General features: G+C 68.7%; 27 protein-coding genes and 1 pseudogene. 15 read left to right on the forward strand and 13 right to left on the reverse strand.

Translation table 11 applies throughout. The features are described 5' to 3' along the window. Positions 1–1128 (forward strand): porin, encoded by a 1128-nt coding sequence (locus tag DFS13_RS22795; RefSeq protein ID WP_034204030.1) that lies wholly within the window; start codon positions 1–3, stop codon positions 1126–1128. A 19-nt stretch (positions 1129–1147) separates the two neighbouring features. Here the strand turns inward: DFS13_RS22795 and DFS13_RS22800 are convergent, their stop codons facing one another. Together DFS13_RS22800 and DFS13_RS22805 are read right to left on the reverse strand one after the other, a co-directional pair. Next, positions 1148–1369 (reverse strand): hypothetical protein, encoded by a 222-nt coding sequence (locus DFS13_RS22800; protein ID WP_006489160.1) that lies wholly within the window; start codon positions 1367–1369, stop codon positions 1148–1150. 65 nt (positions 1370–1434) lie between these two features. Further along, a complete protein-coding gene (locus tag DFS13_RS22805; RefSeq protein ID WP_227739741.1) occupies positions 1435–1698 on the reverse strand; it encodes an HPr family phosphocarrier protein in 264 nt (87 codons plus the stop codon). Positions 1699–2049: 351 nt separating this feature from the next. Between DFS13_RS22805 and DFS13_RS22810 the strand changes: the two genes are divergently transcribed. Together DFS13_RS22810 and DFS13_RS22815 are read left to right on the forward strand one after the other, a co-directional pair. Beyond that, positions 2050–2403: a zinc ribbon domain-containing protein YjdM gene (locus DFS13_RS22810; protein ID WP_006498247.1), complete on the forward strand. Its 354-nt coding sequence runs from the start codon at positions 2050–2052 to the stop codon at positions 2401–2403. A 67-nt stretch (positions 2404–2470) separates the two neighbouring features. Then, positions 2471–3307 (forward strand): hypothetical protein, encoded by an 837-nt coding sequence (locus tag DFS13_RS22815; protein ID WP_062886054.1) that lies wholly within the window; start codon positions 2471–2473, stop codon positions 3305–3307. 60 nt (positions 3308–3367) lie between these two features. Here DFS13_RS22815 and DFS13_RS22820 read toward each other — a convergent pair whose 3' ends face one another. Beyond that, complete coding sequence (locus tag DFS13_RS22820) at positions 3368–3553, reverse strand: ribbon-helix-helix protein, CopG family (protein ID WP_006489181.1); 186 nt, start codon at positions 3551–3553, stop codon at positions 3368–3370. A gap of 89 nt (positions 3554–3642) precedes the next feature. Further along, complete coding sequence (locus DFS13_RS22825) at positions 3643–4401, reverse strand: YoaK family protein (RefSeq protein WP_006489179.1); 759 nt, start codon at positions 4399–4401, stop codon at positions 3643–3645. A 242-nt stretch (positions 4402–4643) separates the two neighbouring features. On the opposite strand from DFS13_RS22825, the gene DFS13_RS22830 reads away from it, so the two are divergent. Together DFS13_RS22830 and DFS13_RS22835 are read left to right on the forward strand one after the other, a co-directional pair. Further along, the gene (locus DFS13_RS22830) at positions 4644–4994 is read left to right on the forward strand and encodes a hypothetical protein (protein ID WP_006489163.1); all 351 of its coding nucleotides are present in this window, start codon (positions 4644–4646) and stop codon (positions 4992–4994) included. Beyond that, positions 4991–5203 carry a twin transmembrane helix small protein gene (locus DFS13_RS22835; RefSeq protein ID WP_006489184.1) on the forward strand — a complete coding sequence of 71 codons (213 nt, stop codon included), beginning with the start codon at positions 4991–4993 and terminating at the stop codon, positions 5201–5203. Before DFS13_RS22830 ends, DFS13_RS22835 begins: the two co-directional genes overlap by 4 nt. Positions 5204–5314: 111 nt before the next feature. On the opposite strand, the gene DFS13_RS22840 is transcribed toward DFS13_RS22835, so the two are convergent. The 6 genes from DFS13_RS22840 to DFS13_RS22865 form a co-directional block, all read right to left on the reverse strand. Continuing rightward, positions 5315–6994: an ABC transporter ATP-binding protein gene (locus DFS13_RS22840; protein WP_111442167.1), complete on the reverse strand. Its 1680-nt coding sequence runs from the start codon at positions 6992–6994 to the stop codon at positions 5315–5317. Then, entirely contained in the window at positions 6991–7860 is an 870-nt protein-coding gene (locus DFS13_RS22845) for an ABC transporter permease (protein ID WP_006489166.1), read from the reverse strand. The genes DFS13_RS22840 and DFS13_RS22845 overlap by 4 nt, the downstream gene beginning before the upstream one ends. A gap of 13 nt (positions 7861–7873) precedes the next feature. Then, entirely contained in the window at positions 7874–8884 is a 1011-nt protein-coding gene (locus DFS13_RS22850) for an ABC transporter permease (protein ID WP_006489154.1), read from the reverse strand. 61 nt (positions 8885–8945) lie between these two features. Continuing rightward, a complete protein-coding gene (locus DFS13_RS22855; RefSeq protein ID WP_111442168.1) occupies positions 8946–10586 on the reverse strand; it encodes an ABC transporter substrate-binding protein in 1641 nt (546 codons plus the stop codon). A 77-nt stretch (positions 10587–10663) separates the two neighbouring features. After that, complete coding sequence (locus DFS13_RS22860) at positions 10664–11239, reverse strand: GNAT family N-acetyltransferase (protein WP_006489149.1); 576 nt, start codon at positions 11237–11239, stop codon at positions 10664–10666. Continuing rightward, the gene (locus DFS13_RS22865) at positions 11236–12375 is read right to left on the reverse strand and encodes an MsnO8 family LLM class oxidoreductase (RefSeq protein WP_069352356.1); all 1140 of its coding nucleotides are present in this window, start codon (positions 12373–12375) and stop codon (positions 11236–11238) included. The genes DFS13_RS22860 and DFS13_RS22865 overlap by 4 nt, the downstream gene beginning before the upstream one ends. 334 nt (positions 12376–12709) lie before the next feature. On the opposite strand from DFS13_RS22865, the gene DFS13_RS22875 reads away from it, so the two are divergent. The 9 genes from DFS13_RS22875 to DFS13_RS22920 all read left to right on the forward strand — a co-directional run bounded on the left by DFS13_RS22875 (position 12710) and on the right by DFS13_RS22920 (position 22477). Further along, a complete protein-coding gene (locus tag DFS13_RS22875) occupies positions 12710–14017 on the forward strand; it encodes an NtaA/DmoA family FMN-dependent monooxygenase (RefSeq protein WP_058903637.1) in 1308 nt (435 codons plus the stop codon). A 177-nt stretch (positions 14018–14194) separates the two neighbouring features. Further along, entirely contained in the window at positions 14195–14998 is an 804-nt protein-coding gene (locus DFS13_RS22885) for a transporter substrate-binding domain-containing protein (protein ID WP_006498236.1), read from the forward strand. 4 nt (positions 14999–15002) lie between these two features. Then, the gene (locus tag DFS13_RS22890; protein WP_111442169.1) at positions 15003–15737 is read left to right on the forward strand and encodes an ABC transporter permease; all 735 of its coding nucleotides are present in this window, start codon (positions 15003–15005) and stop codon (positions 15735–15737) included. Further along, entirely contained in the window at positions 15734–16501 is a 768-nt protein-coding gene (locus tag DFS13_RS22895; RefSeq protein ID WP_060214325.1) for an ABC transporter permease, read from the forward strand. Before DFS13_RS22890 ends, DFS13_RS22895 begins: the two co-directional genes overlap by 4 nt. 26 nt (positions 16502–16527) lie before the next feature. Continuing rightward, positions 16528–17910 carry an LLM class flavin-dependent oxidoreductase gene (locus DFS13_RS22900; RefSeq protein ID WP_006498234.1) on the forward strand — a complete coding sequence of 461 codons (1383 nt, stop codon included), beginning with the start codon at positions 16528–16530 and terminating at the stop codon, positions 17908–17910. Between the two features lie 102 nt (positions 17911–18012). Continuing rightward, positions 18013–19575, forward strand: a complete 1563-nt coding sequence (locus DFS13_RS22905) for a sugar ABC transporter ATP-binding protein (protein WP_111442170.1) — start codon at positions 18013–18015, stop codon at positions 19573–19575. Then, on the forward strand, positions 19572–20633 hold the full coding sequence (locus tag DFS13_RS22910) for an ABC transporter permease (protein WP_111442171.1): 1062 nt from the start codon (positions 19572–19574) through the stop codon (positions 20631–20633). Before DFS13_RS22905 ends, DFS13_RS22910 begins: the two co-directional genes overlap by 4 nt. A gap of 167 nt (positions 20634–20800) precedes the next feature. Next, positions 20801–21871, forward strand: coding sequence for a substrate-binding domain-containing protein (locus tag DFS13_RS22915; protein ID WP_111442172.1), 1071 nt, complete (start codon positions 20801–20803; stop codon positions 21869–21871). 60 nt (positions 21872–21931) lie between these two features. Next, positions 21932–22477: an OsmC family protein gene (locus tag DFS13_RS22920; RefSeq protein ID WP_006498228.1), complete on the forward strand. Its 546-nt coding sequence runs from the start codon at positions 21932–21934 to the stop codon at positions 22475–22477. 127 nt (positions 22478–22604) lie between these two features. Here the strand turns inward: DFS13_RS22920 and DFS13_RS22925 are convergent, their stop codons facing one another. Then, on the reverse strand, positions 22605–23525 hold the full coding sequence (locus DFS13_RS22925) for an AraC family transcriptional regulator (RefSeq protein ID WP_060214315.1): 921 nt from the start codon (positions 23523–23525) through the stop codon (positions 22605–22607). A gap of 139 nt (positions 23526–23664) precedes the next feature. Here DFS13_RS22925 and DFS13_RS22930 point away from each other — a divergent pair, with 139 nt between their 5' ends. Beyond that, positions 23665–24630: an SDR family NAD(P)-dependent oxidoreductase gene (locus DFS13_RS22930; RefSeq protein ID WP_111442191.1), complete on the forward strand. Its 966-nt coding sequence runs from the start codon at positions 23665–23667 to the stop codon at positions 24628–24630. A 69-nt stretch (positions 24631–24699) separates the two neighbouring features. Here DFS13_RS22930 and DFS13_RS22935 read toward each other — a convergent pair. Continuing rightward, positions 24700–26002, reverse strand: a pseudogene (locus tag DFS13_RS22935) (HipA domain-containing protein). Beyond that, a complete protein-coding gene (locus DFS13_RS22940; protein WP_006489165.1) occupies positions 25992–26276 on the reverse strand; it encodes a helix-turn-helix transcriptional regulator in 285 nt (94 codons plus the stop codon). Before DFS13_RS22940 ends, DFS13_RS22935 begins: the two are co-directional and overlap by 11 nt. Between the last annotated feature and the right edge of the window lie 13 nt (positions 26277–26289).

The following is a 26289-nucleotide window of genomic DNA, read 5'->3' on the forward strand; positions in this document are numbered from 1 at the left end:
ATGAAAAATTGCATGCTGATTGCAGGCGCTGCCGTGGCGGCCGCGCTTTCCGTCGCCGCGCGCGCGGAGGGTTCGGTCACGCTGTACGGCACGATCGATACGGGTGTCGCGTATCTGAACCACGCGGAAGGCGGGAAGTCGCGCGTATCGATGTCGTCGGGCGCGTTGTCGGCGAACGAATGGGGATTGACCGGCAGCGAGGCGCTCGGCGGCGACATGAACGCGATCTTCACGCTCGAGAACAATTTCGACGTCGGGACCGGCCAGCTCGACGGCGGCCGGCTGTTCGGCTCGAAAGCGTTCGTCGGCGTCGCGTCCGCGACGTGGGGCACGCTGACGCTCGGCCGGCAGAACGATCCGGTGACGGATCTCGTGCAGCCGATCACGGCCGACGCGTTCAGCGGGCTCTTCGCGCCGCCCGGCGACGTCGACAACTACGACAGCAGCGTGACGTTCAGCAACGCGGTCAAATGGACGAGCGCGGCGTGGCACGGCGTGACGGTTGCGGCGATGGTGTCGCCCGGCGGCGTGGCCGGCGCATCGGGGTCGGGGCTCGCGTATGCCGGCGCATTCGGCTATGCGGACGGTCCGCTGAGCGCGGCGGCCGGCTACCTGCACGTCGACAACGGCAACGCGCTCCGTTCGACGCGCGGCGCATCGTCGGCCGATTCGTTCTTCAACAGCGCGGTGAACCGCGCGTATGCGTCGGCGCGGTCGATCGAAGTCGCGCGCGCCGGGGTGCAGTATGCGATCGGCAACGTGACCGTCGGCGCGGCGTTCAGCTTCAGCGAATACCGGCCCGACGCGTCGTCGACGTTCGTGCACGCGCAGCGCTACCGGAACGGTTCGGCGTTCGCGCAATGGCAGGCGCTGCCGTCGCTGCTGACGATCGTCGGCTACAACTTCACGTGGTCGGGCGGCGATTCGTCCGCGCGCTATCACCAGGTCAATGCCGGCGTCGACTATCTGCTGAGCAAGCGCACCGATCTCTATACGACGGTCGGCTACCAGCACGCGAACGGCTTCAACGGAACCGGGCCGGCCCAGGCCGTGATCGGGTCGTACAACGTCGATGCCGGCACGAATTCGCAGTTGCTCGCGATCGTCGGCATCCGGCACCGGTTCTGAGCCCGGTTGCCGGCGCGCGTTATTTGCGGCTTTTCAGGAAGGAGCGTCCTTCGGCCGTGATCGATGCGCCGGAGCGGCCGTGCGCGGGATGGCTGACGAACCCGGCGCTGACGAGTTCCCGCGCGATCGACCAGCCGAGCGCCGGCGCGTCGCGGCCGTAGCGAACATCGGCGAGCCGTTCGAGCGCCCAGATCGCGGAGGCCGACAGGTTGGGGGTGTTGGACGTGAGATTGTCGTTCATCGCTTCCTCGGGAAATGGGGTGTCGGGGTGGACGGCGCATGGCCGCGGGATCGGCGGCGCAGGCGTCAGCTTGCCTGCAGCAACGGCAGCAGCGCCTGCAGCGCGGCCTCCTCGTCGGGGCCGGTGGCGAGCACCTGGGCCGACGTGCCGCCGTGAACCTGCAGCGACGCGATCGCGCCGCCGTCTTTTGCGTTGCTGCTGTGCCCGTTCGCGATCAGCTGGATGTCGCTGTCGAAACGGCGTGCCGCGGCGACGGTCGCGTCGCGCGCGGCGCGGCCGCGATTGCGGTTCCATGCGGGGCCGATTTGAACGTACACAACGATTGCCACGATGCTGGAAAGCCTCCGGACAGGTGGGCGGGGCGGTGCGCGCCATGCACGGTTGCGCACGTGTTGCGGACATCGGACGGCCGGTATTCACGATTTCTCCCGCAGGGTCGCGGGCACCGGCCGGGCGGAGTGCGCGCGCCATCCGGCGCGAACATGCCGACATCCGCTGCGAAGGCGCATTCAAGTGCGCGGATTGTCGGGAAGTGCGTGATTATAATGCATCGGCCAGATCATGTGAATTGCATTATAATGCGGTGTGCGCCGATGCCGGCCCGCGGCGTTGCCGGCGGGCGTGTCGCCCGCATCCGGGCGCGCAACCTGCTCGCCCGGCATCATCGAACTCCTCCCCGAATGGAAGCCGCAATGAATGCCCCCGCCTGCCCGCAATGTGCAATGGAAAACACTTACCCGGACGGTGCGCTGACCGTCTGCGCGGACTGCGGCCACGAATGGTCGGCCGACGCCGGCGCCGAGGCCGGTGACGAACCGGCGGGCGACGTCGTCAAGGACGCGAACGGCAACGTGCTGTCGGACGGCGATTCGGTCGTGCTGATCAAGGATCTGCGTGTGAAGGGCTCGTCGATCACGCTGAAGATGGGCACCAAGGTCAAGAGCATCCGGCTCGTCGGCGGCGATCACGAAGTCGACTGCAAGACCGACATGGGCGGCTTCATGCTGAAGGCGTGCTACCTGAAGAAGGTCTGAGCACGCGGTTCAGGCGACCGTTGCCTTCGCGTTTTCATCCGCCGCGTTTTCATCCGACTACCCGCACATGGCCGAGGATCGAACTTCCTATGACGCGTTCGTCAGGTTCCTGGCGACGCCGCTGAACGACGGCCGGCCTTTCGTGCTGCGGACGCAGCACGCGGTGTCGCTGCACTTCGATCATTTCGGCACGCAGAGCTTCATGTCGCTGCGCGATCCGATGCGGCTGGAGCTGGGTTATACGCGCGTGATGATGGGTTTCCTGCTGCTGCAGCCCGAGCCTGCACACATCTGCATGCTCGGGCTCGGCGGCGGTTCGCTCGCGAAGTACTGCTACCGTCACCTGCCCGGCACGACGATCGATGCGGTCGAGATCAATCCGGACGTGATCGCGCTGCGCGACGTGTTCAGGATTCCTGCCGATGATGCGCGGTTCTGCGTGGTATGCGCGGACGGCGCGGATCATCTGGAGCGGGCGGACGTCCGGACCGACGTGATCCTGCACGATGCGTTCGTCGCCGACGGTATGCACGGCCGCTGTGCCGGCGGCACGTTCCTCGACGCGTGCCGCGCGCGCCTGAGCGCATCCGGCGTGCTAGCGATCAATTTCATGGACGACGATCCGGCGTTGCCGCAGCACCTCGAGCAACTGCGGTCGGTATTCGGTTCGTCGTATGCGCTGCTGCCGTGCGGCGACGACAACAACTTCGTCGCATTCGCATGGAAGGACGGCAGCCGGCTGCCGTCGTTGCGTATCCTGCTGGAGCGGGCGCTCGCGTGCCCGCAGGCCGGCGAACTGAAGCTGGCTGCCACCGCGAGGCGCATGAAGCACGGCGAGGGCATCGATCCGCGGCGGCTGGTCTGGCGCGCGCAGTCGCACGAACGTTGGGAGATCGGCGCGTAACAGTACCGGGCGGTACCGGGCCGGCGAGGCCGGCGCCGCGCGCGGCCGGTGCGGCCGCGCTTACTTCACGCGCTTGCCGATCGCGCTCCGGGTCTTGTACGTGACGCCGTGCCGGTCCAGATATTCGCGGATCAACTGCCGTACGACTTGCGACGGCGTAAGATCCTGCTCCGCGCAGAGCATCTCGAAGGCTTCCTTCTTCGCGGGATCGATCAGGACGGTCAGGCGGGCGGTTTTCGTTTCCATGACGGGGCGAGGGTGGTCGATATGTTAATCAAATTATAATCGATCCGCTTTCGGCGTTACCGCGCGCGAGCGCTGCCTGTCGCGCACGATCAGCGTTTGCTGCGCAGCAGCGCGAGCAGGTCGTCGATCACCGGCACGATGGCGAGCGTGACGAGCACCGCGGCGAGCGGCACGGTCGACACGTAGCCCACGCGCTTGAAGCCGATCGCGCCGGCCAGGCCGCCGACGAAGAACGACGAGAGCATCGTCGCGTGAATCCGCAGTTTCGAACGGTTGGCGATCACCGCGTGCGCGTCGACGTCGATGGCCGACCGGTTCCAGTAGAACAGCTTGCCGAGCTCGATGCCGAGGTCGGTCACGATGCCCGTCATGTGCGTCGTGCGGATCTCCGCGCCCGACAGTTTCGTGATCGTCGCGTTCTGCAGCCCCATGATGAAGCACAGCAGCGTCACGGTCACCGGCACGAAGAAGGTTTCCCACAGGGCCAGATGGCTGCCGAGCAGCCCGAACAGCAACAGCAGCGCGGCTTCGACCAGCAGCGGCAGCATGAACTGGCTGTGCAGCCCGCGGCGGCGCCCCCAGTTGACGAGGACCGCCGAGCACGCGGCGCCGATCAGGAACGACCCCAGCGAGCTGATGCCGGCGAGCGCGAGCCGCACGTCGCCGAGCGCCGTCTGGTCGGCGATCGCCGACACGATGCCGCTCATGTGCGACGTGTACTGCTTGACCGCGAGAAAGCCGCCGGCATTGGCCGCGCCGGCGACGAACGCGAGCGAAAACCCGAGCTGGCGGTTCGCGGTCGCGCTGCGGTGTTTTCCCGTCAGGTTTCGAAAGTACTGCGCTGGCATAAGGGTGTCGCTCGATCGTCGCGGATTCGCGGTCACAGGCCGAAACCGGTGCCGGACGCCGCGACGGGCACGCCGCTTGCACCGGATACCGGGGCTGTCGAATCATGTGATGAACATGATAATGTCATTATCATACTCTGTTGGCCGGATGGTGCTTTCAGTACAATGATGGAAGGCGCCGCCGGCTGGCTGTTTCGCCGCTGCGCGGCGCGCGCTTGCGATTCCCTTCTGCCCACCGCTTCATGACCCCGATCAAGTTCATCCTGCGCTACACGGCGATCCCGTTCACGGCCATCGTCGCCGTGGTGATCTGGACTGTCATACCATCGTCGAAAGAGATCGATGCGAGACAATATGCGGCGCTGTCGCGCGCGTACGCGAGTTTCCCGCTGCCGTTCCGGCGCGAGATCTCGGACACGATGGAGCACGGCACGATCAACGACCGGCGCTATCAGGCGCTCGTGCGCGATTCGCTGGGCAACGGCGTCGCGCTGGACTGGCCGGCGTCGGGCGTCGGCGGCGTCGCCGACGAGCGGCAAAAACTGGCCGAACTGATTCAGGCCGATTCGGATCTTCAAAGGCAACGGCAATGAAAACCCTGCTGGTTTCTGTGGCATTCGCGATGATCATCGCGAGTTTGATCTTCGCGCTGTACTTCATGAATCACGATCGCGGCAAGTCCAAGCGGATGGCGTGGTCGCTCGCCGCGCGCGTCGGGTTGTCGGTCACGCTGTTCCTGTCGCTGCTGATCGCGTACAAGCTCGGCTGGATCGAACCGACCGGGTTGCCGATCGGGCGCTGACGCGCGATTGCCGCGCGGTACGATCCCGCGTGATCGCGCCGAAGTGGACTTGACGGCGAGAATCGGCGGTCGATCAGCCCGTGACGGCGGTTCGACGGGGGCAGGCAGCCGTCATGCGAGCGCGGTGAGGGTTGGGGCGATGACCGCGCTGCCGGGCAGCGTGGGCAGTGCGTCGAGGAGCGACGCGGTATACGGGTGCGACGGCGCGTCGAATACCTGCGTAACGGGCCCGCTTTCGACCACGCGGCCCCGCCGCATCACGAGAATCCGGTCGGCCACGTGATGCACGACGCCCAGGTCGTGCGAGATGAACAGCATCGCGGTGCCGTGTTCGGCCTGCAGATCGGCGAGCAGGTCGAGCACCTGCGCCTGGATCGACACGTCGAGCGCGCTGACCGGTTCGTCCGCGACGAGCAGCGCCGGGTTGGACGCGAACGCGCGCGCGATCGCGACGCGCTGGCGCTGGCCGCCGGACAATTCGCGCGGGTAACGGTCGAAGCACGCCGCGCCGAGCTGCACTTCGTCGAGCAGTTGCAGTACGCGGCGGCGGCGTGCGTCGCCGTGGAGTCCGGCCACCTCGAGCCCTTCGCCGATGATCCGGCCGACCGAATAGCGCGGATCGAACGAACTGTACGGGTCCTGGGCGATCAGTTGCAGCCGCGCCCGGCGGGTGCGCCGCGCGGCTTCGGGGATGCCGTTCCATGGCCGGCCGTCGAGCGTGACGGTGCCGGCGTCGGGTTCGACGAGCCCGAGCACGATGCGTGCGACCGTCGATTTGCCGGAACCGGATTCACCGACGATGCCGAGCGTCTCGCCGCGCGCGAGGGAGAACGACACGCCGTCGACGGCGGCAGGCGCATCGCGCTCGCCGTAGCGTTTCGTCAGCGCGTCGACGGCCAGCACCGGTGCCTGCGTGTCGATGCGCTTCGGCGGCAGGGGGACGCGCTCGGCGCTCGCCAGCCGGAATCCGCGCGACGCGGCGGTGGGAATTGCCGCGAGCAACGCACGCGTGTACGGATGCGCCGGTGAGCTCAGCACGTCGCGTGCCGGCCCCTGTTCGACGACCTGTCCCGCGCGCATCACGAGCACGCGGTCGGCCAGATCGGCCACGACCGCGAGGTCGTGGCTGATCAGCAGGATCGCGTCGCCGGCGTCCCGGCGCGCACGCAGCAGCGACAGGATCTGGCGTTGCACGGTCATGTCCAGCGCCGTGGTCGGCTCGTCGGCAATCAGCAGCGATGCACCGCCCGCGATCGCGGTGCCGATCAGCACGCGCTGCCGCAAGCCGCCCGACAACTGATGCGGATACTGCGGCAGCCGCCGCTCGGGATCATCGATGCCGACCGCGCGCAGCAGGTCGGCGCTGCGCGCGGCGACATCGTGCCGGCGCGTATCGTGCAACGCCTCCGCGACGAGGTCGCGCACGCGCCACAGCGGGTCGAGCGACACCAGCGCGTCCTGCAGCACGTAGCCGATCCGGCGGCCGCGTATCGTGCGCCAGTCGCGCTCGCGATGGCCGCGCGCATCGATGCCGGCGATCTCGAACCGGGCGGCATCGATCACCGCGTGCGGACCGCTCAGTCCGACGAGACTGCGCGCGGTGACCGACTTGCCGGAGCCCGACTCGCCGACGAGCGCGACGCATTCGCCGGCATGCACGGCCAGGTCGAGCGGGCCGACGACGGCCTGGGTGCCTCGCGGGCCGCGAAACCCGATCGTCAGACGCCCGATGCGGACCAGCGGCACGGCGGCGTCGGTCGTTGCGCTCGCAACGGTATCGCGCGTGCTCATGCTGTCTCCCGGTGCTCGAAGCGCGCCTGCCAGTAGCCGCCGAGCGCATTCACGGCGATCACGGCCGCGGTGATCGCGAGGCCGGGCCACACCGCGATCCACCACGCGTTGTACAGATAGTTGCGGCCCTCGGCGAGCATCAATCCCCATTCCGCCGCGGGCGGCTGCGGCCCCATTCCGAGAAAGCTCAACCCCGACGTGCCGATGATCGCGGTGCCCAGCCCGATCGTCGCGAGGACCGGCACCTGCGCGATCGCATGCGGCAACACGTGCCGCCACACCAGTACCGCCGGCGCGAGGCCGAGGGTGCGCGCGTGCTCGACATAGCCGGACGCCGCGACGACGAAGGTCTGCGCCCGCACCACGCGTGCGAAGCGCGGCACCGACGCGATGCCGAGCGCGAACACGAGGTTGACCGCGCCGGGGCCGGTGAACGAGATCAGCATCAGCGCGAGCAGCAGGTCGGGGAAGGCGGACACGACGTCGAGCACGCGCGTGATCAGCTCATCGAGCCAGCCGCGCGCGAGGCCGGCGCACAGCCCGAGCGCGGTGCCGAACAGCGTCGCGACGCCGATCGCGGCCGCGCTGATCGACAGCGAGTAGCGGGCGCCATGCACGACCCGCGAGAAGATGTCGCGGCCGAGCTGGTCGGTGCCGAGCCAGTGCTCGGCGCTGCTGCCGAGCTGCGCGGACAGCGGATCGGCCGCCAGCGGGTCGTAGTGCGCGAGCCAGCCCGGTGCGACCACGGCGATCGCGTTCAGCAGCAGATACACGGCGGCGAGCGCGAGGCCCGGATGGCGGCGCAGCCAGCCGGCGGCGGCGAATGTGGCGGGCGTGCGCAACGTGAAGTCGATGGGCGTGGACATCGAAGTCTCCGGTTCAGCGCGCTGCGCGGCGGTCGCGCAGGCGGGGATCGATCAGCAGGTACAGCAGGTCGACGGCCGTGCTGAGCGTGACGTAGATGGCCGCCGACAGGATCGCGATCGCGAGGATCACCGGCATGTCCTTCGACAGCACCGCGTCGACCGTCACCTTGCCGAGGCCCGGCCGGCCGAACACCTGCTCGGTGATCACCGCGCCGCTCAGCAAGCCGCCGACGAGCCAGCCGGCGAGCGTGACGGCCGGCAGCGCCGCGTGGCGCAGCGCATGGCGCACCCGCAGCGCGAGCCCGCCGATGCCCCACGAACGCACCGTCAGCGCGTACGGCTCGTCGAGCGCGCGCTCGATGCCTTGCCGCAGCACGCGGCCGATCACCGCGCCCTGCGCGAGCCCGAGCGACAGCGCGGGCAGCACGAGCGACGCGAAGCCGCGATCGCCGGCCACCGGGAACAGCTTCAGCGTGAAGCTGAACACGAACAGCAGCATGATGCCGAGCCAGAACGACGGCGTCGACGCGAGCAGCAGTTCGACGCCCGATGCGGCGCGGCCGGCCCAGCGTCGGCCGGCGGTCAGTACCGCGAGGCCGACCGCGAATACGATCGTCACCACCAGCGCCGCGCCCGTCAGTTTCAGCGTCGGCCATAGCTGGCCGAGCACGAGCGGCGCGACGTCGGTGTTGAGGATGTACGAGCGGCCGAACTCGCCGTGCAGCACGCGCCACAGGTAATGCAGGTATTGCAGCGCGAGCGGCTCGTCGAGCCCCCATTCCTGGCGGATCGCGGCCTCGATCTCCGGCGTACTCAACTGCTCGCCGATCAGGATGCCGACGATATCGCCCGGCGCGAGATGCACGGCCGCGAACGACAGCGTCACCGCGGCCCACAGCACGAGCGCGCCGGTGGCGAGCCGCGTCGCGACCGGCGAACGCAGCCAGCGGCGCCACGCAGCCGGCGGCGCAGCGGCAGGCCGCGCGTCCGGGACGGCGACGAAAGCGGACGACGGACGGTTCATGGTCGATTCTCCTGTCGGGGCGGCGCGATGGGCGAGGCGAAGCAGGCCGGCACGCGTCGGCTTACTTCTTCACCCACACGTCGTACGGGTTCTCGGGCATCTGCGCGAACGAGCGGAAGCGCAAGCCCTGGACCGCCTTCGCGGCGGCGATCTGGTCTTCCGGCTCGTACAGCGGCAGCGCGTACGCCTGTTCGTCGATCGCGAAGCGCTGCAACTCGCCGTACAGCTTCTTGCGCTCGGCGACGTTCTGCGTGCGCGCAGCCGCCTGCAGCCAGCGCGTCAGCTCGGGCGCCGCCGCACGGCTGTAGTTCAGCGCGCCGCCGCGGTCGACGGGCAGGTAGTGGCCTTCGATGTCGATGCCGTCCGGCGGCGTGTTCGAGTTCGCGATCGAACCGAACTTGCCGCTCTTGCGCGCCTCGACGTACGTGCCGTCGTCGACGTACTGAATCTTCAGGTCCACGCCCAGTCGTTGCCGCGCTTGTGCCTGCAGCGCCTGCAGCAGCACGTCGCGCTGGTCGCGCACGGTCGCCTGCGCCTGGACGACCGCGATCGTCAGCCGCTCGCCGTGCTTCGTGCGATAGCCGCCGCTGTCGCGCGCGCTCCAGCCGGCTTCATCCAGCAACTGGTTCGCGAGCTTCGGGTTGTTGCCGTAGGTCTTTTCGATCGACGCGTCGTAGAACGGATCGATCGGCGACGTGATGCCCCAGGCGCGCGTGCGCTCGCCGCGGTAGATCGACTGCACGATGCCGGTCGTGTCGAGCCCTTCGAGCAGCGCGCGGCGCACCTTCACGTCCTGCGTCGGGCCGTAGCCGACGTTCAGGAACAGCGAGTACGGCGTGCCGGTATTGAGCGCGCGGCGGTAGGTGAAATCGGCGTTCTTGCGGATCAGCGCGGCGTCGTTGCCGGACACGCCCTCGATCACGTCGACCTGGCCGGACAGCAGCGCGCCGGTGCGGACCGACGATTCGGGCAGGAACCGGTAGACGACCCGGTCGAGATACGCGGGGCCTTGGTGGCCCGCGGTCGGCGGCGCCCAGCGATAGTCGGGATTCTTCGCGAACTCGATTTCCTGGCCCTTCACGTAGCGGCGCAGGATGAACGGGCCGGTGCCGGCGATGTCGGGGCCGCCGGATTTCAGGCCGGGCCGGTCGAACGCGTTCGGCGACAGCAGCGGCAGCCGGCCCGCGAACGTCAGGAACGGCGCATACGGCGCGTCGAGCGTGATGACGACGGTGTGCTCGTCCGGCGTCTTGACGTCGGCGACGTGCGAGATCAGCCGCGCAAGCTGGCTGCCGGCCGCATACGACAGTTCGCGCGCGTTCAGGAAATTGCGGGCGACGGCCTTCGCGTCGAACGGCGCGCCGTCGGTGAACTTCACGCCGTCGCGCAGTGTGAACGTGTAGGTCTTGCCGTCGGCGGAGACCTTGTAGCCGGTCGCGAGCCACGGGACGTAGCTGCCGTCGGGCTTCTGCGCGAGCAGGCTTTCATACGCGTTGCGCAGCAGCAGCTCGACCTTGTCCTGGCCGTTCAGTTGCGGGTTCAGCGTGCGGGGCTCGGTTTCGACGCCCCAGGTCAGCGTGCCGCCCGCGACGGGCGCGCCCTGGGCGAACGCCGCATGCGGCAGCGCGAGCGCGAGCAGCAGCGCAGCCGATACGATGCGGCGCGACGCGTGCGGCGCGGAATCCGGAAATGCGAATGTCATGCGAGAAAGCCTTTTACGAGGTGGATAGCGGTGGATGCGGTTCGCGTCGTTTATGTGGGCCGGCGCGGCACGTCACGTCATGCGTTCGCGTGGATGCGCTCGTGGTCCCGGGCGGTATCGTCCGCTGTCGGGGCCGGGTAGAGATCCGGGATCAGGATTTTTCTCAGCCAGACGAGCGGCGTGCCGAGCGCATTCGTCGAGCGGTCGAACGGCTGATAGCCGCTGCGCTCGTAATACGACGGCAGCCATGGATGGTTGGTCGCGGTCGCGAGATACGTCGCCGGCGCCTTCACCTGCGACGCCAGGAACTGCGTCTCGACGTGCGCGATCAGCGCGTGTCCGAATCCCTGCCGCTTGAACGCTGGGGCGACCGCGAACCAGTGCAGGAACGGATAGGGCGTGCGATGGCGTTCGCCGGATACCCACGGAAACCGCACGGTCAACGTGGCCGCGAGGGCGGTACGGCCGTCGGGTGTCGCGTGTTCGAGCACGAACGTCGTTTCGCGCGCGATGGTCTGCGCGACGCGTTCGATCGGCGAGCGCGTGATCGTGAAGTGCACGCCCTGCGCCGCGAGCGGCGCGTAGGCGTTCTGCAGCAGCGCATAGACGGCCGGCACGTCGTCCGCGCCGGCGATGCGGATCGTATCGGTCATGGCGCGGTGCCTTCGAAGTGCGGTTGATGCGTGGTCGTGCGCGCGTTCCACCCGTCGCGCGCCGTCGCGGCGTCGTGATCGTCGGCGGGCGCGCCGGCCAGCAACCGCAGCGACGCAATCCGCGGTGCGGCATCGGCGAGTGGCGTGTCGACGACGAATTCGGCAATCCCGTGACGACGATGCAACGCGTCGAACTCGCGCAGCACGTCGTCGCGCGTGCCGTGCACGATGCGCGTTTCGCGCGGGTCGATCCGGTGCGGGCCGCCGCCGGCCTGACGGATGTACGCATGCGCCTGTTCGACGCTGCCGACGTTGACGGCCGGCGTGTCGCCCACCTGCACGCGAAAGCCCTGATGGCCGCTCGCGAGCCGCGCGGCCGCGTCGCGGGTGCCGGCGACGATCGCGGAGACGGCCAGCAGCGGCGTGCGGCCGCCCGACGCTTCCCGATAGGTATCGAACGTTCGCGCCAGATCCGTTGCCGATGCGTTCAGGTGCGACGCGTAGACGAACGCCCAGCCGAGCCGTGCGGCGAGCGTCGCGCTTTCCGCGCTCGCGCCGAGCAGGAACGGTTGCGCGGGCGTTGGCGGTCGCGGCGTCGCATGCAGCGTGGCCGCATCCTCGCCGGTCGCATCGGTTGTCGCATCGTCACCGTGGAGATGGCGATTCAGCGCGTGGGCCAGATCGGCGAAGGGCGCGCGTCGCGCCGGATCGTAGCCGTCCTGCAGCGCGCGCGTCGACAGCGGCAGGCCGCCCGGCGCCTTGCCGATGCCGAGATCGACGCGGCCGGGCGCGAGCGACGCGAGCAGGTTGAAGTTTTCCGCGATCTTGTACGGACTGTAGTGCTGCAGCATCACGCCGCCCGATCCGACCCGAATGCGCCGCGTCTGCGCGAGCACGTGCGCGATCAGGATTTCCGGCGACGGGCACGCGAGCGCGGCCGTGTTGTGATGCTCGGCGAGCCAGTAGCGGTGATAGCCGGCCGCATCGGCGAAGCGCGCGAGCGAGACGCTGCGCGCCAGCGCGTCGGCGGCGGTTTCTCCGGGCGCGACGGGGCTCTTGTCGAGCACGCTCAAGCGGAACGGCAACGCGGACAAAGCGGACGAATCGGTGTGGGAGCGGATGGCGTCGAACGTCATGATGAAGCGATCGGCGCGGGTCGAAACGGCCGGATCAGCGGGTTTGGCATGCCGAATTATTTTGCGTCGTCGTTCGCACGGTCAAACAATCAAGAAGAATATCGAAAGCCGAAAATATTCGTTCCGGCCGACCGGGGGGCTTGCGTTATGGTCGTTGGCTGCGCGCCTCGCGGCGCGTGCGTGGAGCCTGCCCGACGATCTCCGGCGCGAGTACGCTCGCCGTCGCGATGGCCGCAGGCATGCCCCGATTCTCCGACCGAACGGAATCACGAGGAATCCGAATGAATGAGCAACGCGAACGACGTACGGCCTTCACGACGACCGGAGCCGCGTCATGAGCGGCGCACGCAGACGGCTCAAGACGCTCGTCGGCGCGGCGAGCGTGCTGTACGCGCCCGGCGATGCGGATGTCGGGCAGGGCGTGCGGCGCGCGGCGTCGCTCGCGCGCAAGGCGGAAGCCGAGAAGATCACCGGCCTCTTTACCGCCGATCTGCTGCAGGCCGATGCGGCCGGCCTCGCCGGGACCACCGGCAGCCAGGAGCCGATCGTCGCGCTGGCGGCGCTGAGTCAGGCGACCTCGGCCATCGGGCTCGTCGCGACCGTGTCGACGACGTATCACCATCCGTACAACCTCGCGCGGCTGATCGGCACGCTCGATCACGTGAGCGGCGGCCGCGCCGCGTGGAACGCGGTCACGTCGTCGGTCGGCGAGGAGAATTTCGGCGATGCCGCGCTGCCCGACCCGGAGCAGCGTTATGCGCGCGCGGCCGAGTTCATCGAGGTCGTCAACGCGCTGTTCGATGCGAACCATCCGCGTGCGACGCGTCGCGGGCCGGGTGGCGGCATCTCCGTCGATCCGCTCAAGCTCGGCGCGATCGACTATCGCGGCGCGCATTTCCAGGTACAGGGGCCGTTGAACGTACCGCCTTCGGCGCAACGGCGGCCCGTGCTGTTTCAGGCGGGGCAGTCGGCAGGCGGCGTGGCGCTCGGCGCGCGGTATGCGGAAGTCGTCTACACGTCGCAGCCGACGCTCGACGATGCGCGCGCGTTCGTCGCCGAGCTGCACCGGCAGGCGGCTGCATTCGGCCGCGGCGACCGGCCGCCGCTCGTGATGAACTCGTTTCATTCGGTGATCGGCGAATCCGATGCCGACGTCGCGCGGCGCTTGCGCGACAAGCATGAGCGCATCGACTACGAACAGGGCAGGCTGAAGCTTGCCGACATGCTCGGCGGCGGTGTCGACCTGCGCGGCCTGCCGCTCGACCAGCCGTTGCCGGCATCGCTGCTGCCGGCGATCGACAGCGTGCACCGCCGGCGCGGGCGCGTGGCGATCTTCGTCGGCTATGCGCGCCAGCGGCTGACGCTGCGCGAGCTGATCGTGCGTGCGCAGGAGACCGGGCACTGGTTCGTCGCGGGTACGCCGGAGCAGCTCGCCGATGCGATCGAAACGCGCTATCGCGCGGGGCTCGTTGACGTGCTGTCGCTGCACGGGCTCGGCCAGCCGGATCAGGAGGACCTGCTGCTCAACGGCTTGCTGCCCGAATTGCGGCGGCGCGACCTGCTCGATACCGACTATGTAGGCGGCGATTTCCGCGCGAACCTGGAACTGCCGGCGTTGCGGCGCGAGGCCGTGGCAGCGTGAACGGATGACCCGCGCACCGGGCGAGGACGTTGGCCGGTGCGCGGCCCGGCGCATATCGCGCGATCAGATATCCATCGAAAAAATAACCATTTGGTACACGCTTCGGCGCGCATTACAGTCTCGCCTCCTGCCGGCCGCCACGCCGGTCGTTCCGACGTTATTTCAGAAATGCGCCACATGAATCGTTTGATGCGTTCCAGGGTCCGCCGTGCCGCGGCCGCGCTGTTCGTGCTCGGCCTCGCGCCGGTTTCCCATGCGGCCCAGCCGACGTTGCGCGTCGGCATCGACGCCGAATCGTACCCGCCGTTCTTTTCGAAAGATGCCGGCGGCAAGTGGAAGGGCTGGGAAATCGACGTGCTCGATGCCGCGTGCGGCAAGCTGAACGTGCGGTGCGAGCTCACCGACATCGCGTGGGACGGCCTGATTCCTGCGTTGCAGAACCGCAAGATCGACGTGATCTGGTCGTCGATGACGATCACCGGCGAGCGGCAGAAAGCCATCGATTTCAGCCGTGCGTATTACGAATCGCCGACGGTGTTCGTCGGCGCGAAAAGCGACCGGCGCCGCGTCGACTGCGCGGTGCCCGCGACCTTCAAGGGCAGCGTGATCGGCGTCGAGGCCGGCACCAACTTCTCCGCGTTCCTCGATGCCCGCTTCAAGCAGGACGCGCAAGTCAAGGCGTTCGACAAGTTCGACAATGCGCTCGCGGATCTGGTGTCCGGCCGCGTCGACTACGTGCAGGAAGGCAAGGGGCTGTTCACGGCGTTCCTCGCGTCGCGCGACGGCAAGGACTTCGAGATCAAGGCCACGTGCGCGGACAATCCGGTGCTGGGCCTGGGCATCGGCGCGGGCGTGCGCCATGGCGATGCGCTGCGCGGCAAGCTGTCGACCGCGATCGCGCAATTGCAGCAGGACGGCACGTGGGATGCGATCACCGCCCGCTATCCGAACCTGAAGGGCACGATCGAGAAGGGGCGTTGAGCGCATGGCCGCGGACGATTCGCTGCTCGCGTTGCTCGCCTTCGGCGACGGCGGTTATGGCCGCGTGTTCGCGGGCGCGTTCGCGCTGACGTTCGGCGTCGCGGCCGCGTCGTTCTGCACCGGCGTGCTGCTCGGCATCGCCGGCGCGCTCAGCAAGCTGTCGCGATACGCGGCGCTCGTGTGGCTGGCGCGGCTCTACACGATGCTCGTGCGCGCGCTGCCGGAGTTGTTGTGCCTGCTGCTCGCGTTCTACGCGGTCGCACCGGCCATCGAGAACGCGTTGCGCGGCAGCCGCATCGTAGCCGGCGACTTCGCGTTCGACCCGTTCGTCGTCGCCGCGCTGTCGCTCGGTTTCATCCAGGGTGCGTATCTCACCGACATCTTGCGCGCGGCGCTCGTCAACGTGCCGGTCGGGCAGATCGAAGCCGCGCACGCGTACGGGATGACGCCCTGGCAGACGTTCACGCGTATCCGGCTCCCGGCCGCGGCGCGGCTCGCGCTGCCGGGCGTCGGCAACGTGTGGCTGAACGCGACCAAGGACGCGTCGTTCATCAGCGTACTCGGATCGTTCACGGATCTGCTGAAGGCGAGCCAGCTCGCGGCCGGTGCGACGCGGCACTACGTCTTCTTCTATCTGGTCACGGCCGCGCTGTTCCTGCTGCTGAGCATCACGTCGACGGGCATTTTCGCGGCGCTCGAGCGGCATGCGAACCGCGGCACGACGCGCGCGACGACATGATCTTCTCGCTGCCTTTCCTGCTCGACACGGTGATGCCGAAGCTGCTCGCCGCGGTGCCGACCACGCTCGCGCTGACGCTCGTATCGGGTGCGGCCAGCGTGCTGCTGGGCGTGCCGCTCGCGCTCGCCGCCGGTGCGCGCCATGCGCCGCTGCGCTGGTCCGCGCACGGCTGGCTGATGCTGATCCGCGGCACGCCGCTCCTCGTTCAGCTCTATCTGCTGTACTACGGATTCGGGCAGATCGTCCCGCGCGAATGGATGCGCGACAGCTGGGCGTCGCCGCTGCTACGCGACGCGTTCTGGTACGCGATCGTCGCGCTGAGCGTGAACGAGAGCGCGTACGTGGCGACAATCCTGCGCGGCGCGATCGCCGGCGTGCCAGCCGGCGAGATCGAGGCCGGCCACGCATACGGGATGACCCGCGTGCAGGTGCTGCGCCGCATCGTCGGCCCGCGTGCGTGGCGGCTTGCGCTGCCCGCGCTCACCGGCGAGGCGATCCTGCTGCTGAAATCGACCGTCCTCGCGTCGACCGTGACCGTGTTCGACGTGATGGGCACGGCCAATACGCTGCGCTTCGAGACGTTGCGCGTGTACGAACCGCTGGCCGGTGCGGCGATCGTCTATGTCGTGCTGGTCGCGTTGCTGACCATTCCCGCCGCCCGCGTCGAGCAGCGCATCAATCGCTACCTGACGCGCCAGCCCGACGAACGGGTGCCCGCACGGCGCAGCCGCGCGTCGTCGGGCGCGTGGGCGGCCCCCAACTGATTCCTGCCTTGGTACCGATTTCGACGATGTCCGATCCTCGCCCCTTGCTGTTTTCCCTGTATGAACAAGCCAGCGTCGGCTGCGGCGGCGCGCCGAGCCTGTGGACCCATCCGGCCGACGAACGGCTGCGCGCGAATACGCTCGCGTTCTGGTCGAATCTCGCGCGCACGGCCGAGCAGGCCGATCTCGACATGCTGTTCTTCGCGGACGTGCTCGGCCTGTACGACGTCTATGGCGGGTCGGCCGACGCGGCGGTGCAGTGGGCGGTCGAGGCACCCGCGAACGATCCGATGATGCTGATTCCGGCGCTCGTCGCGCAGACCGAACGGCTCGCGTTCGGCGTGACGGCGAGCACGACCTACGAGCATCCGTTCGCGCTCGCGCGCCGCTTCAGCACGCTCGATCATCTGAGCAACGGCCGGATCGGCTGGAACATCGTGACGTCCTACCTGACGAGCGCGGCGCGCAACTTCGGGCTCGACCGGATGATCGGCCATGACGAACGCTACGCACGCGCCGAGGAATTTCTCGACGTCGTATACAAGCTTTGGGAAGGGAGCTGGGCGGACGACGCGGTCGTCGCCGACAAGCACGCGCCGCGCTATGCGCGTGGCGAGCGCGTGCGGCCGATCGCGCACGAAGGCACGCACTACCGCGTGCAGGGGCCGCACGTCTGCGCGCCGTCGCCGCAGCGCTCGCCCGTGCTGGTCCAGGCCGGCTGGTCGGGGCGCGGGCGCGCGTTCGCGGCGAAGCACGCGGAGGTGGTGTTCGTCGCGAAATCGGATCCGCACGAGATTCGCGCGGGCCTCGACGAGATTCGGCGGCTCGCGGCCGAACGCGGCCGCGCAGCGGACGACGTGAAGTCGCTGACGGTGCTGCGGATCGTCACGGCGCGCTCGTCGAGCGATGCGAAGGAGAAGTATCACGCGCTGCAGCAGCACTATCACCAGCACGCGCAACTCGTCAGCTATGCGGGCGACACCGGCATCGACATCGACCGCTATGCGGACGACGAACCGCTGACGACGCAGACGGAAGGCCTGACGTCCTACGTGGTGCGGCCGGACGGCAGCGGCAAGCCGCTCACCGCCGGCGACGTGCGGCGCAAGTTCGCGAGCGTCACGCGCGGCACCGACCTGATCCTCGTCGGCGCGCCGGACGAAGTCGCGGACCAGCTCGCCGAGCATGCGCGGCAGTCGACGACGAGCGGCTACATGATCAACCCGCTGATCAGCCCGGGCACGCTCGACGATTTCGCCGAACTGATCGTGCCTGAGCTGAAGAAGCGCGGCCTGTACCGGACGACGCCGGCGAGCGGCACCTTCCGTTCACGGCTGGGCGGCCGCGACCGCCTGCCGGACACGGCCTATGGCGCGTCGTTCCGGTTTCCCGTGCCGGAAGCGGGCTGACCAGCCGACCAATGCCGAACGACTTTCATCGGAGGGGCGTGACATGAGCGATGACGTACTGTTCCTGCCGCAACTGCATCGTACCGACCGGGATCTCTCGGCATGAATCGCGCGACGAACGAAACCATGGAGGCGACGCGGCGCGAAGCTCGACCCCGTCGATCGGCATCGCCGCCCGTCCTGAGCGCCACGGGCATCGCGAAACGCTTCGACGCGACCGTCGCGCTGGCGGCGCTCGACCTGTCGATCGGCGCCGGCGAAGTCGTCGCGCTGATGGGCGCGAACGGCGCGGGCAAGTCGACTTTCGTCAAGATCCTGAGCGGTGCGCTGCAAGCGGACGACGGCACGCTGACGCTGCGCGGCGAACCGTATCGGCCGGCGTCGCCGCACATGGCCAAGCGGCTCGGCGTCGCGACCGTGCACCAGTCGGTGGCCGACGCCGTCGTGCCGACGCTGTCGATCGCCGACAACCTGCTGCTGGACCGGCTGTGTGACCCGACGTCGCCGTGGCGCGCGCCGCCGGCCGCGCGGCGTGCCGCGGCGCGTTCGCTTGCCGAGCGGGTCGGGCTCGACGTCGATCTGGCGGCGCCGCTCGCATCGCTGTCGCTGGCCGACCAGCAGCGCGTGACCTTGGCGCGTGCGCTGGCCGGGCAGCCGTCGTTGCTGATTCTCGACGAGCCGACCGCCAGCCTGTCGGCGACGGAGGCCGAGCGGCTGTTCGAGCTGGTGGACGCATTGCGTCGCGATGGCGTTGCCATCCTGCTGGTGTCGCATCGGCTCGGCGATCTGCGTCGCATTGCCGATCGCGCGGCGATCGTCCGCGACGGCCGGATCGTCGCGGATCTGGCCGCGCCGATCGATTTCGACGCCGCGGTGGAAACGATGATCGGCCGGCCGTTGCCGCGTACGCGTGCCGTGGCGCCGGAGCGGGTCGCACCGGCCGAATCCGGGCCCGGATCAGGCTTCAGCGTGCGGCAGATCCGGCTGACACCGACCAGCACGCCGTTCGACCTCGAGGTCCGGCGCGGCGAGATCGTCGCGATCGCGGGCCCGGTCGGCGGCGGCAAGTCGCGTTTCGCGCGGACGATCTTCGGCGCGGTGCGGGCGGCGGCCGGCGAGATGACGCTCGACGGCCGGCCGTGGCGGCCACGCTCGCCGGCGGACGCGATTCGCGCCGGCGTCTTCCTGGCCGGCGAGGATCGCTGGCGCACGTCGTTGTTTCCCGACAGCGTGCCGTTTGCCTCGATCGCGGGCACGATCGGCTTTCCGTTCCTGTCGCGCTGGTTCGCGGGCGGCGCGGTGCGCCGAGCCCGCGAACGCACGGCCGCCGCGGCCGCGATCGCGCGGTTCGGCATTCGCTGCGAGGGGCCGGACGATCGCGTCGCGCACCTGTCCGGCGGCAACCAGCAGAAGGTCGTGCTCGCGCGCTGGCACGCCGAGCCCGCGCGGCTGTTGCTGCTCGACGAGCCGTTCCAGGGCATCGATGCGGGCGCGCGCGCCGATATCGTCGATACGCTGCGGCGTCATGCGCATGAACGTGCGACGCTCGTGTTCGTCAGCGATCTCGAGGAAGCGGCCGAGATCGCCGATCGGATCGTGCGGTTCGATCGCGCGACGCTCGATTGTCCGCCTCCCACCTCTTCCATTGTGGGTGCCCACTCGTGAAACCCGTGACTTCTTCTTCCGCTGTGCGTCAGGCCGCATCCGTCGAACGGTCCTCGCGCCGCGGGCCGGCGTGCATCCGCGATGCGCTCGAACGGACGGGCATCCTGCTCGTGCTGGCCGTCCTCGTGGTGGTGTTCGCGCTCAGGGAGCCCGCCTTCCTGAATCTCGACAATCTGTTCAGCATCCTGCAGGCCGTGTCGATCGTCGCGTTGCTCGGCATCGGGGTAACGGTCACGCTCGCGGCCGGCGGTTTCGACCTGTCGGTCGGCAGCGTGGCCGCGACCGCGCAGATGGCCGCGAGCTACGTGCTGGTCGTCTGGCACGGCAGCGCGTGGGCGGCCGTGATCGCGTGCGTCGTGCTCGGCGTGGCCGCCGGGTTGTTCAACGGCTTGCTGATCACGCGGCTGCGCGTGCCCGACCAGCTCGCGACGCTCGGCACGCTGTTCCTGCTGGCCGGCCTGCAGTTGATCCCGACCGGCGGCCGTTCGCTCGCTACCGGCTCCGTGCTGCCCGACGGCACGGATGCGACGGGCGTGTTCCCCGACGCGTTTCTCGCGCTCGGCCGGCTGCGCGTATTCGACGTCGTACCGTTGCCGGTGCTGGTGCTCGCGGCCGTGACGGTGCTGGCCTGCATCACCATGGAAGCGACGCGCTGGGGGCGCGTGATCTATGCGATCGGCGGCAACGAAACGGCTGCGCGGCTGGCCGGTGCGCCGGCCGCGCGCTATCGCGTCGCCGCGTATGTCGTGTCGGGCGCGATCGCGTCGCTGGGCGGCGTGTTGATCGCCGCGCGAGTCGGCCGCGGCGACGTGAGCGCGGGACACTCGCTGCTGCTCGACGCGGTGGCCGCCGCACTGATCGGCTACGCGGTGTGGGGCGCGAAGCGGCCCAACGTGTTCGGCACGGTCGTCGGCGCGGTGTTCGTCGGCGTGCTGCTCAACGGACTCACGATGCTGAACGCGCCCTACTATATGCAGGATTTCATCAAGGGCGTGCTGCTCGTGCTGGCCTTGGCGTTTACGTTCGGCATCGGTCGCCGGGCGGATGCCCGGGCGTGACGGGTGAGGTCGCCAAGCGTCGGCTCGGGAATGGACGGGTTCGAGGCACGCCCGGGCTGAACCGTTTGTTATCCAAAGTAATATCGATTGCCGAATCGGTCGGTTTGAGTTCGCGTGCCGCGCTGATAGATTGAGCCGATATCGTCCTGTACGGAGACAGACACGCCATGCGCTCGTTGCTTCGCCGAAAGTCGCGCCTCGAACCGAAACTCGGTGCACTCGTATTGGGCGCCGCACTCGCGCTCGGTGTGCCCACCGCGCACGCCGGCCCGCTCAAGGGCGCGCCCGCGCCGTTCGACAAGGGCGGCGTGAAGATCGCGCTCGTCAACTACCTGTCGACCGGCGATTTTTTCCAGGCCTACGAAGCCGGCGCGCAGAAGCAGGCGCGCGCGCTCGGCGTCGATCTGCGCATCTACGAAGGCCGGCAGGACGCGGCCGAGCAGCGCGAGCAGATCCAGCAGGCGATCAGCATCGGCGTGTCCGCGATCATCGTCAATCACGGCTTGCCGGAATCGCTGAAGGACGTCGTTCAGCGTGCGCTGGACAAGGGGATCAAGGTCGTCGCGTTCGACGTCGATCTCGCCAATCCGAAGGTGCCGCAGATCGAGCAGAACGATCGCGACCTCGCGAACCTGCTGCTCGATCAGGCCGTGAAGGACAACGGCGACGCGTTCTCCGCCGGGTACGTGTACGTGGCAGGATTCGCGCCGCTCGACCGCCGCGATGCCGCGTGGCGCGATTTCAAGCGCGCGCATCCGAAGGTGCAGGAAAAGGCGCGCTGGGGCACCGTCGACAACCCGATCGCGCAATCGGTCGCGAACCAGGCGGCGGCCGTGTATCGCGCGAATCCGGACATTCGCGTGGTGTTCGCGCCGTACGATGAATTCGCGCGCGGCGCGAAGCTCGCCGCCGACGAGGCCCGGCTGTCGTCGAAAATCCGCATCTACAGCGCGGACGTGTCGACGGCCGACATCGAGGCGATCCGCGCACCGAACAGCGCGTGGGTCGCGACGGCCGCGACCAATCCGGCGGTCGTCGGCGCCGTGTCGGTGCGGGCCGCGGCGCTGCTGGTCGCCGGGCAAAACCCGGGCGCGCGCATCGCGGTCAAGCCGACGCTGATCACGCGCGACGATCTCGTGAAGAACGACATTCATACCGTGGCCGAACTCGGCGCGAAGTTTCCGGCGTTCCGCGCGAGCGACGCGGCAACCGCCCCCTGGATTCCGGCGATCGACTGATCGCCCCGGCACGCAGCGAACCGATCGGTCGCGTGCGTGCCGCTTACCCGTGACTTGACCATGACGACCCTGAACGACTATCTCGCCCACAAGCGCGATGCGTGGCACGCGAAGCAGCAGGCTGCCCGCAACGATCCCGATTTCAAGGCGACGCCACTGAAGGCGACCGTGCGCGCGCTTGGCCGCAGCGGTGTGCGCGAGATCCGGATCCGCGACTTCCAGGTGATCAGCGACAGCCCGCCCGATTTCGCGGGCTACAACCTCGGACCCGCGTCGCCGGAGCTGCAGCTCGGCGTGCTCGGCAGTTGCCTCACGCACATCACGTTGATCCAGGCCGCGGAGCGGGGCCTGAAGATCGATGCGATCGAAGTCGAAGTCACCGGCGACCAGCATCCGCTCGCGCAGCAGCCGGGGTTCGAGCATGTTCCGGTATTCCCGCACAACATCCGCTATACGCTCGACATCGTGTCGCCGGAGCCGCCGGAGACCATCCGCGCGTTGCATCAGGCAGTCGAAGCGGTGTGCCCGATCTTCAACCTGCTGAGGCTGCCGCAGCACATCGACGGGGAATTGCGGCATACCGGCGGCAGCGCACCGGCGCAGTGATACGCGGCCGAGTTTTGAAAATAAATCGGTGCATTGTGATAAGAATACTTATCCCGACGATCGTGATACGAACGCATGGCGTTGACGGAGTCGCGCCATCGCGAGCCCGACGAAGGCAGTCACGACGCTAGTTGCCCGATTCCTTCGTCACGTCATGACGATAGGCGCGCGGCGAGCAGCCCACGATCCGCTTGAACGCATGGCCGAACGCGCTATCCGAGTCGTAGCCGAGCCGTTGCGCGATCGTCGAGATCGACGCGTTCGAGCGGCGCAGTTCGCGCATCGCCAGCTGGATCCGCCAGCGCAGCACGTATTCGAGCGGCCCGAACCCGAGCCGCCGCTTGAAATGCAGCGCGAACGTCGAACGCGACACGTGGCAGCAGGCCGCCAGCGCGTCGACGGTCCAGCGCCGCTCGGGCGCCGCGTGAATCGCGGCCAGCGCCGCGCTGACCCGCGCATCCGCGAGCCCGGCCAGCCACCCGACATCGCCGTTCGCGCCGGTGTCCACGTAGCGCCGCAGGATCTGCACGAGCATCATGTGTCCGAGATGCCGGATCATCAGCGACCCGCCCGGCGACGACGCGCCGAATTCCCGTGCGAGTTGCTGCAGCGACCAGCGCAGCACCGCCGCCGGTTCGGAATCGCCGCTCACGATCACCACGGGCGGCAGGCTGCCGAGCAGCAGCGGCATGCGTTCCTCGTACGCGAAGCGGCCGCCGATCAGAAAACAGTCGGCCGGCTCGCCATAGTGCGCGATACCGCGGTCGATATGCCGATAGATTTCCGCGGCCGGCACCGGCGCGACCGACGGATCGCTCGCCAGCGAAAATGCCCGGGGCGCGGCGAGCAGGAAGCAGTCTCCCGTACGCAGCCGAACAGGTGGCCCCGCACCGTCGACGGTCAGCCAGCAACTGCCTTCGACCACCGCGTTGAACTTGATTCCGTCGGGCGGGGGCAGGTCGACCGCCCACGGGCCGCCGGCCCGCAGGCCGGTGAAAAACGAGTCGCGCGTTTCCAGCAGCGACAGCACTTCCGATAGCGGGTCCACGCGCAATCCCCGGACGATCTCGACGAAAAACCGGATTCTATTGCATTCACAGTCCGGATGCGCGGCCGGAGAATGGGTTCGTGCAGTGACGCGGCCGATGGGCGGCCTCGAGCTTCGCACCCCGTTCCTGGAGCCTTCGATGACGAGCAGGCAGCATCCCCTTCATTCCGGATTCGACGCCGCCTCGACGGCGAGCGACGTCCTGGCCGGCCTCGACCTGCACGGCAAGACCGCCATCGTCACGGGCGGCCATTCGGGTCTCGGCCTCGAAACCACGCGGGCGCTGGCGCAGGCCGGTGCGCACGTCGTCGTCGGCGCACGGAGCGTCGCGGCCGCGCGCGAGGCGACGCGCGACATCGACGGCGTGGAAATCGCGACGCTCGATCTCGCGGACGCCGCGAGCGTGGCCGCATTCGCCGCGCGGTTCGTCGACGCGCGGCGCGACGTGCACATCGTCATCAACGGCGCGGGCATCATGGCGTGCCCGGAGACTCGCTTGGGCGACGGAAGGGAAGCGCAGCTGGCCGTCAATCACCTCGGTCACTACGCGCTCGTCAACCGGCTGTGGCCGGCGATCGCGCACGGCGACGGCGCGCGCGTGGTCGCGGTGTCGTCGCTCGGGCACCGGCTGTCGCCGATCCGCTGGGACGATATCGATTTCACGCGCGGGTACGACAAATGGCTGGCGTACGGGCAGTCGAAAACGGCCAACGCGTTGTTCGCGGTGCAGCTCGACGTGCTCGGCGCGCCGTTCGGTGTCCGCGCGTATTCGCTGCATCCCGGCAAGATCGCGACGCCGCTGCAGCGTCATCTGACGCGCGAGGAAATGATGGCGCAGGGCTGGGTCGACGAACACGGCGTGCCTATCGATCCGACTTTCAAGACGCCCGCGCAGGGCGCGGCAACCCAGGTATGGGCGGCGACGTCGCCGCGCCTGGCCGGTTTCGGCGGCGTCTATTGCGAGGATTGCGACGTCGCGACGGTGATGCGCGGCCACGAGGAATCGGGCGTGCGGCCGCATGCGATCGATCCGGAGGACGCGGCGCGGCTGTGGGCGTGGTCCGCGGCGGCGACGGGCGTCGATGCCTTTGCGGGGCGGGGCTGACGCCCAGGTATTCGCCGGGCCGGGCGGCGCGCGGGTATCGGCGGCGGTACGACACCCGCGCGCGGCAACCTATCCGCGCGCCTGCCGCAGCGCGCGCCCCATCGCCGCGATCGGCATCGCGGCGATCGAATTCAGCAACCGCATTTCCCCGGCGTCCGGATGCGCGATGTTTCGCACTTCATCGAGCGTCTCTCCGACGTGACGATCGAGCGGCTCGAGAAAGCGCTGCAGTTCGCTGGTGGCCGCTTTCTCCCTGAGCCCTAGCGCATGACCGAATGCGACCAGCGCATTCGTGTCGATATCGGCGAACCGCGTCGCATTCCCGAGCGGCATCGTCAGCTCGCAGTGCGGCCAATGATCGCCGCGGTGGTCGGGCCGTTGCGTCGGCGTGTGATACACGACCGTGCTGACGATGTCGTAGAACGGTGCGAGCCGGTAGCCGCGCGCGTCGACGAAGAACGACAGATTCTTCAGGTGCGCGTCGGCATTGCCGACCACCACGTTGAACACGGTCCAGCGGAACACCGACAGACGCGTGAGCGCGCGCGTGCTGGTGCGGTCGATCGCGCGGGCCAGCTCCTGCGCATTCGCTCGCTGGTACTTGAAACCGCGGTCGTAGTTGAGCAACTGCATCGCGTCGATCGTATGCACGCGTGCGGCCCGTTCGGACGCGACGTCGCGGTCGAACCGGTCGATCACGTAGCAGGCGGACGGCGCGCGCAGGAAATGCACGTCGGGCACGTCGAGCCCCATCTTCTTCGCGAGCCGCATGCAGAAGAACTCGTTGATCGCCGAATGCGGATAGCCGGCCGCGCATGTTGGGTTTGAGCAGGTGCATCGACGGTTCGCTGCCGACCGGCTCGAACAGCGCGTGGTCGGGCGCGTCGCCGCGCAGCACCAGTAGCAGTTTCTGCTGCGCGCCGGCCGCCGACATGCGCTTGGGCGCGGTGGCCGTCAGCGCGCGCTCGGGCATCGCCTGGATCCGGTGCTCGAGCTCGTCGAGCGGCAGCGGTTGCAGGTCGCCGGGCGTTTCCTGCTCGCCGTCGGTCAGCAGCGTCAGCGCGCCGGCCGATTCGCGGCCGAAGTACGCGAGCAGGCCCCACGCGTCGGCCGCATCGACCTTCGCCTCGCGCGCGAGCGACGTGCGCATGCCTTCCTCGGGCAGCAGATTGTCGAAGAACCACTGGACCGGGCGATCGGTGGACGTGTCGGTGAACACGTCTGCGCGGAGCGGGAACGCCGGCGACAGCGGATACGCGGTGGGTGACGCAAGCCATTGCGGGTCGTACGCAAACGACCAGATCCCCTTGTCGTCGGCCAGCGTGCCCATGCGCACGCCGTTAGCGGACGCGATCAGCGTTCTAGCCGCCATGGCTGCTCCTGCGGCGTTGGGTGGCCTTCAGCGCGGTCGCTTCGGAAATCTCGATCGACGACTCGGCGTACAGCCGCACGCCGAGCTCACTCAGCAGCAGCATGACCTTGCCGATTTGTGCGGTCGGCTTGCCGGCTTCCACCTGGCTGATGAATTTCGGCGACAGCCCGGTCGCGTTCGCGAGTTCGTCCCGGGTGAACCCCTGCTGGATTCGCGCCGCGCGAATGAAATGGGCGAGCGCGCCGATCGTGTCGACGGATTGGGACTCCGACATGACATTCTCCGTG

It is taken from the genome of Burkholderia sp. 28_3, from assembly GCF_003253915.1.
In the GTDB taxonomy this organism is placed as follows: Bacteria; Pseudomonadota; Gammaproteobacteria; order Burkholderiales; family Burkholderiaceae; genus Burkholderia; species Burkholderia cenocepacia.

Bases quoted from the DNA above. Each gene is read 5' to 3' on its own strand.
- DFS13_RS22795 (WP_034204030.1), top strand. From the start codon at position 1: ATGAAAAATTGCATGCTGATTGCAGGCGCTGCCGTGGCGGCCGCGCTT.
- DFS13_RS22800 (WP_006489160.1), bottom strand. From the start codon at position 1,369: ATGAACGACAATCTCACGTCCAACACCCCCAACCTGTCGGCCTCCGCG.
- DFS13_RS22810 (WP_006498247.1), top strand. From the start codon at position 2,050: ATGGAAGCCGCAATGAATGCCCCCGCCTGCCCGCAATGTGCAATGGAA.
- DFS13_RS22815 (WP_062886054.1), top strand. From the start codon at position 2,471: ATGGCCGAGGATCGAACTTCCTATGACGCGTTCGTCAGGTTCCTGGCG.
- DFS13_RS22820 (WP_006489181.1), bottom strand. From the start codon at position 3,553: ATGGAAACGAAAACCGCCCGCCTGACCGTCCTGATCGATCCCGCGAAG.
- DFS13_RS22825 (WP_006489179.1), bottom strand. From the start codon at position 4,401: ATGCCAGCGCAGTACTTTCGAAACCTGACGGGAAAACACCGCAGCGCG.
- DFS13_RS22830 (WP_006489163.1), top strand. From the start codon at position 4,644: ATGACCCCGATCAAGTTCATCCTGCGCTACACGGCGATCCCGTTCACG.
- DFS13_RS22835 (WP_006489184.1), top strand. From the start codon at position 4,991: ATGAAAACCCTGCTGGTTTCTGTGGCATTCGCGATGATCATCGCGAGT.
- DFS13_RS22840 (WP_111442167.1), bottom strand. From the start codon at position 6,994: ATGAGCACGCGCGATACCGTTGCGAGCGCAACGACCGACGCCGCCGTG.
- DFS13_RS22845 (WP_006489166.1), bottom strand. From the start codon at position 7,860: ATGTCCACGCCCATCGACTTCACGTTGCGCACGCCCGCCACATTCGCC.
- DFS13_RS22850 (WP_006489154.1), bottom strand. From the start codon at position 8,884: ATGAACCGTCCGTCGTCCGCTTTCGTCGCCGTCCCGGACGCGCGGCCT.
- DFS13_RS22855 (WP_111442168.1), bottom strand. From the start codon at position 10,586: ATGACATTCGCATTTCCGGATTCCGCGCCGCACGCGTCGCGCCGCATC.
- DFS13_RS22860 (WP_006489149.1), bottom strand. From the start codon at position 11,239: ATGACCGATACGATCCGCATCGCCGGCGCGGACGACGTGCCGGCCGTC.
- DFS13_RS22865 (WP_069352356.1), bottom strand. From the start codon at position 12,375: ATGACGTTCGACGCCATCCGCTCCCACACCGATTCGTCCGCTTTGTCC.
- DFS13_RS22875 (WP_058903637.1), top strand. From the start codon at position 12,710: ATGAGCGGCGCACGCAGACGGCTCAAGACGCTCGTCGGCGCGGCGAGC.
- DFS13_RS22885 (WP_006498236.1), top strand. From the start codon at position 14,195: ATGAATCGTTTGATGCGTTCCAGGGTCCGCCGTGCCGCGGCCGCGCTG.
- DFS13_RS22890 (WP_111442169.1), top strand. From the start codon at position 15,003: ATGGCCGCGGACGATTCGCTGCTCGCGTTGCTCGCCTTCGGCGACGGC.
- DFS13_RS22895 (WP_060214325.1), top strand. From the start codon at position 15,734: ATGATCTTCTCGCTGCCTTTCCTGCTCGACACGGTGATGCCGAAGCTG.
- DFS13_RS22900 (WP_006498234.1), top strand. From the start codon at position 16,528: ATGTCCGATCCTCGCCCCTTGCTGTTTTCCCTGTATGAACAAGCCAGC.
- DFS13_RS22905 (WP_111442170.1), top strand. From the start codon at position 18,013: ATGAATCGCGCGACGAACGAAACCATGGAGGCGACGCGGCGCGAAGCT.
- DFS13_RS22915 (WP_111442172.1), top strand. From the start codon at position 20,801: ATGCGCTCGTTGCTTCGCCGAAAGTCGCGCCTCGAACCGAAACTCGGT.
- DFS13_RS22920 (WP_006498228.1), top strand. From the start codon at position 21,932: ATGACGACCCTGAACGACTATCTCGCCCACAAGCGCGATGCGTGGCAC.
- DFS13_RS22930 (WP_111442191.1), top strand. From the start codon at position 23,665: ATGACGAGCAGGCAGCATCCCCTTCATTCCGGATTCGACGCCGCCTCG.
- DFS13_RS22940 (WP_006489165.1), bottom strand. From the start codon at position 26,276: ATGTCGGAGTCCCAATCCGTCGACACGATCGGCGCGCTCGCCCATTTC.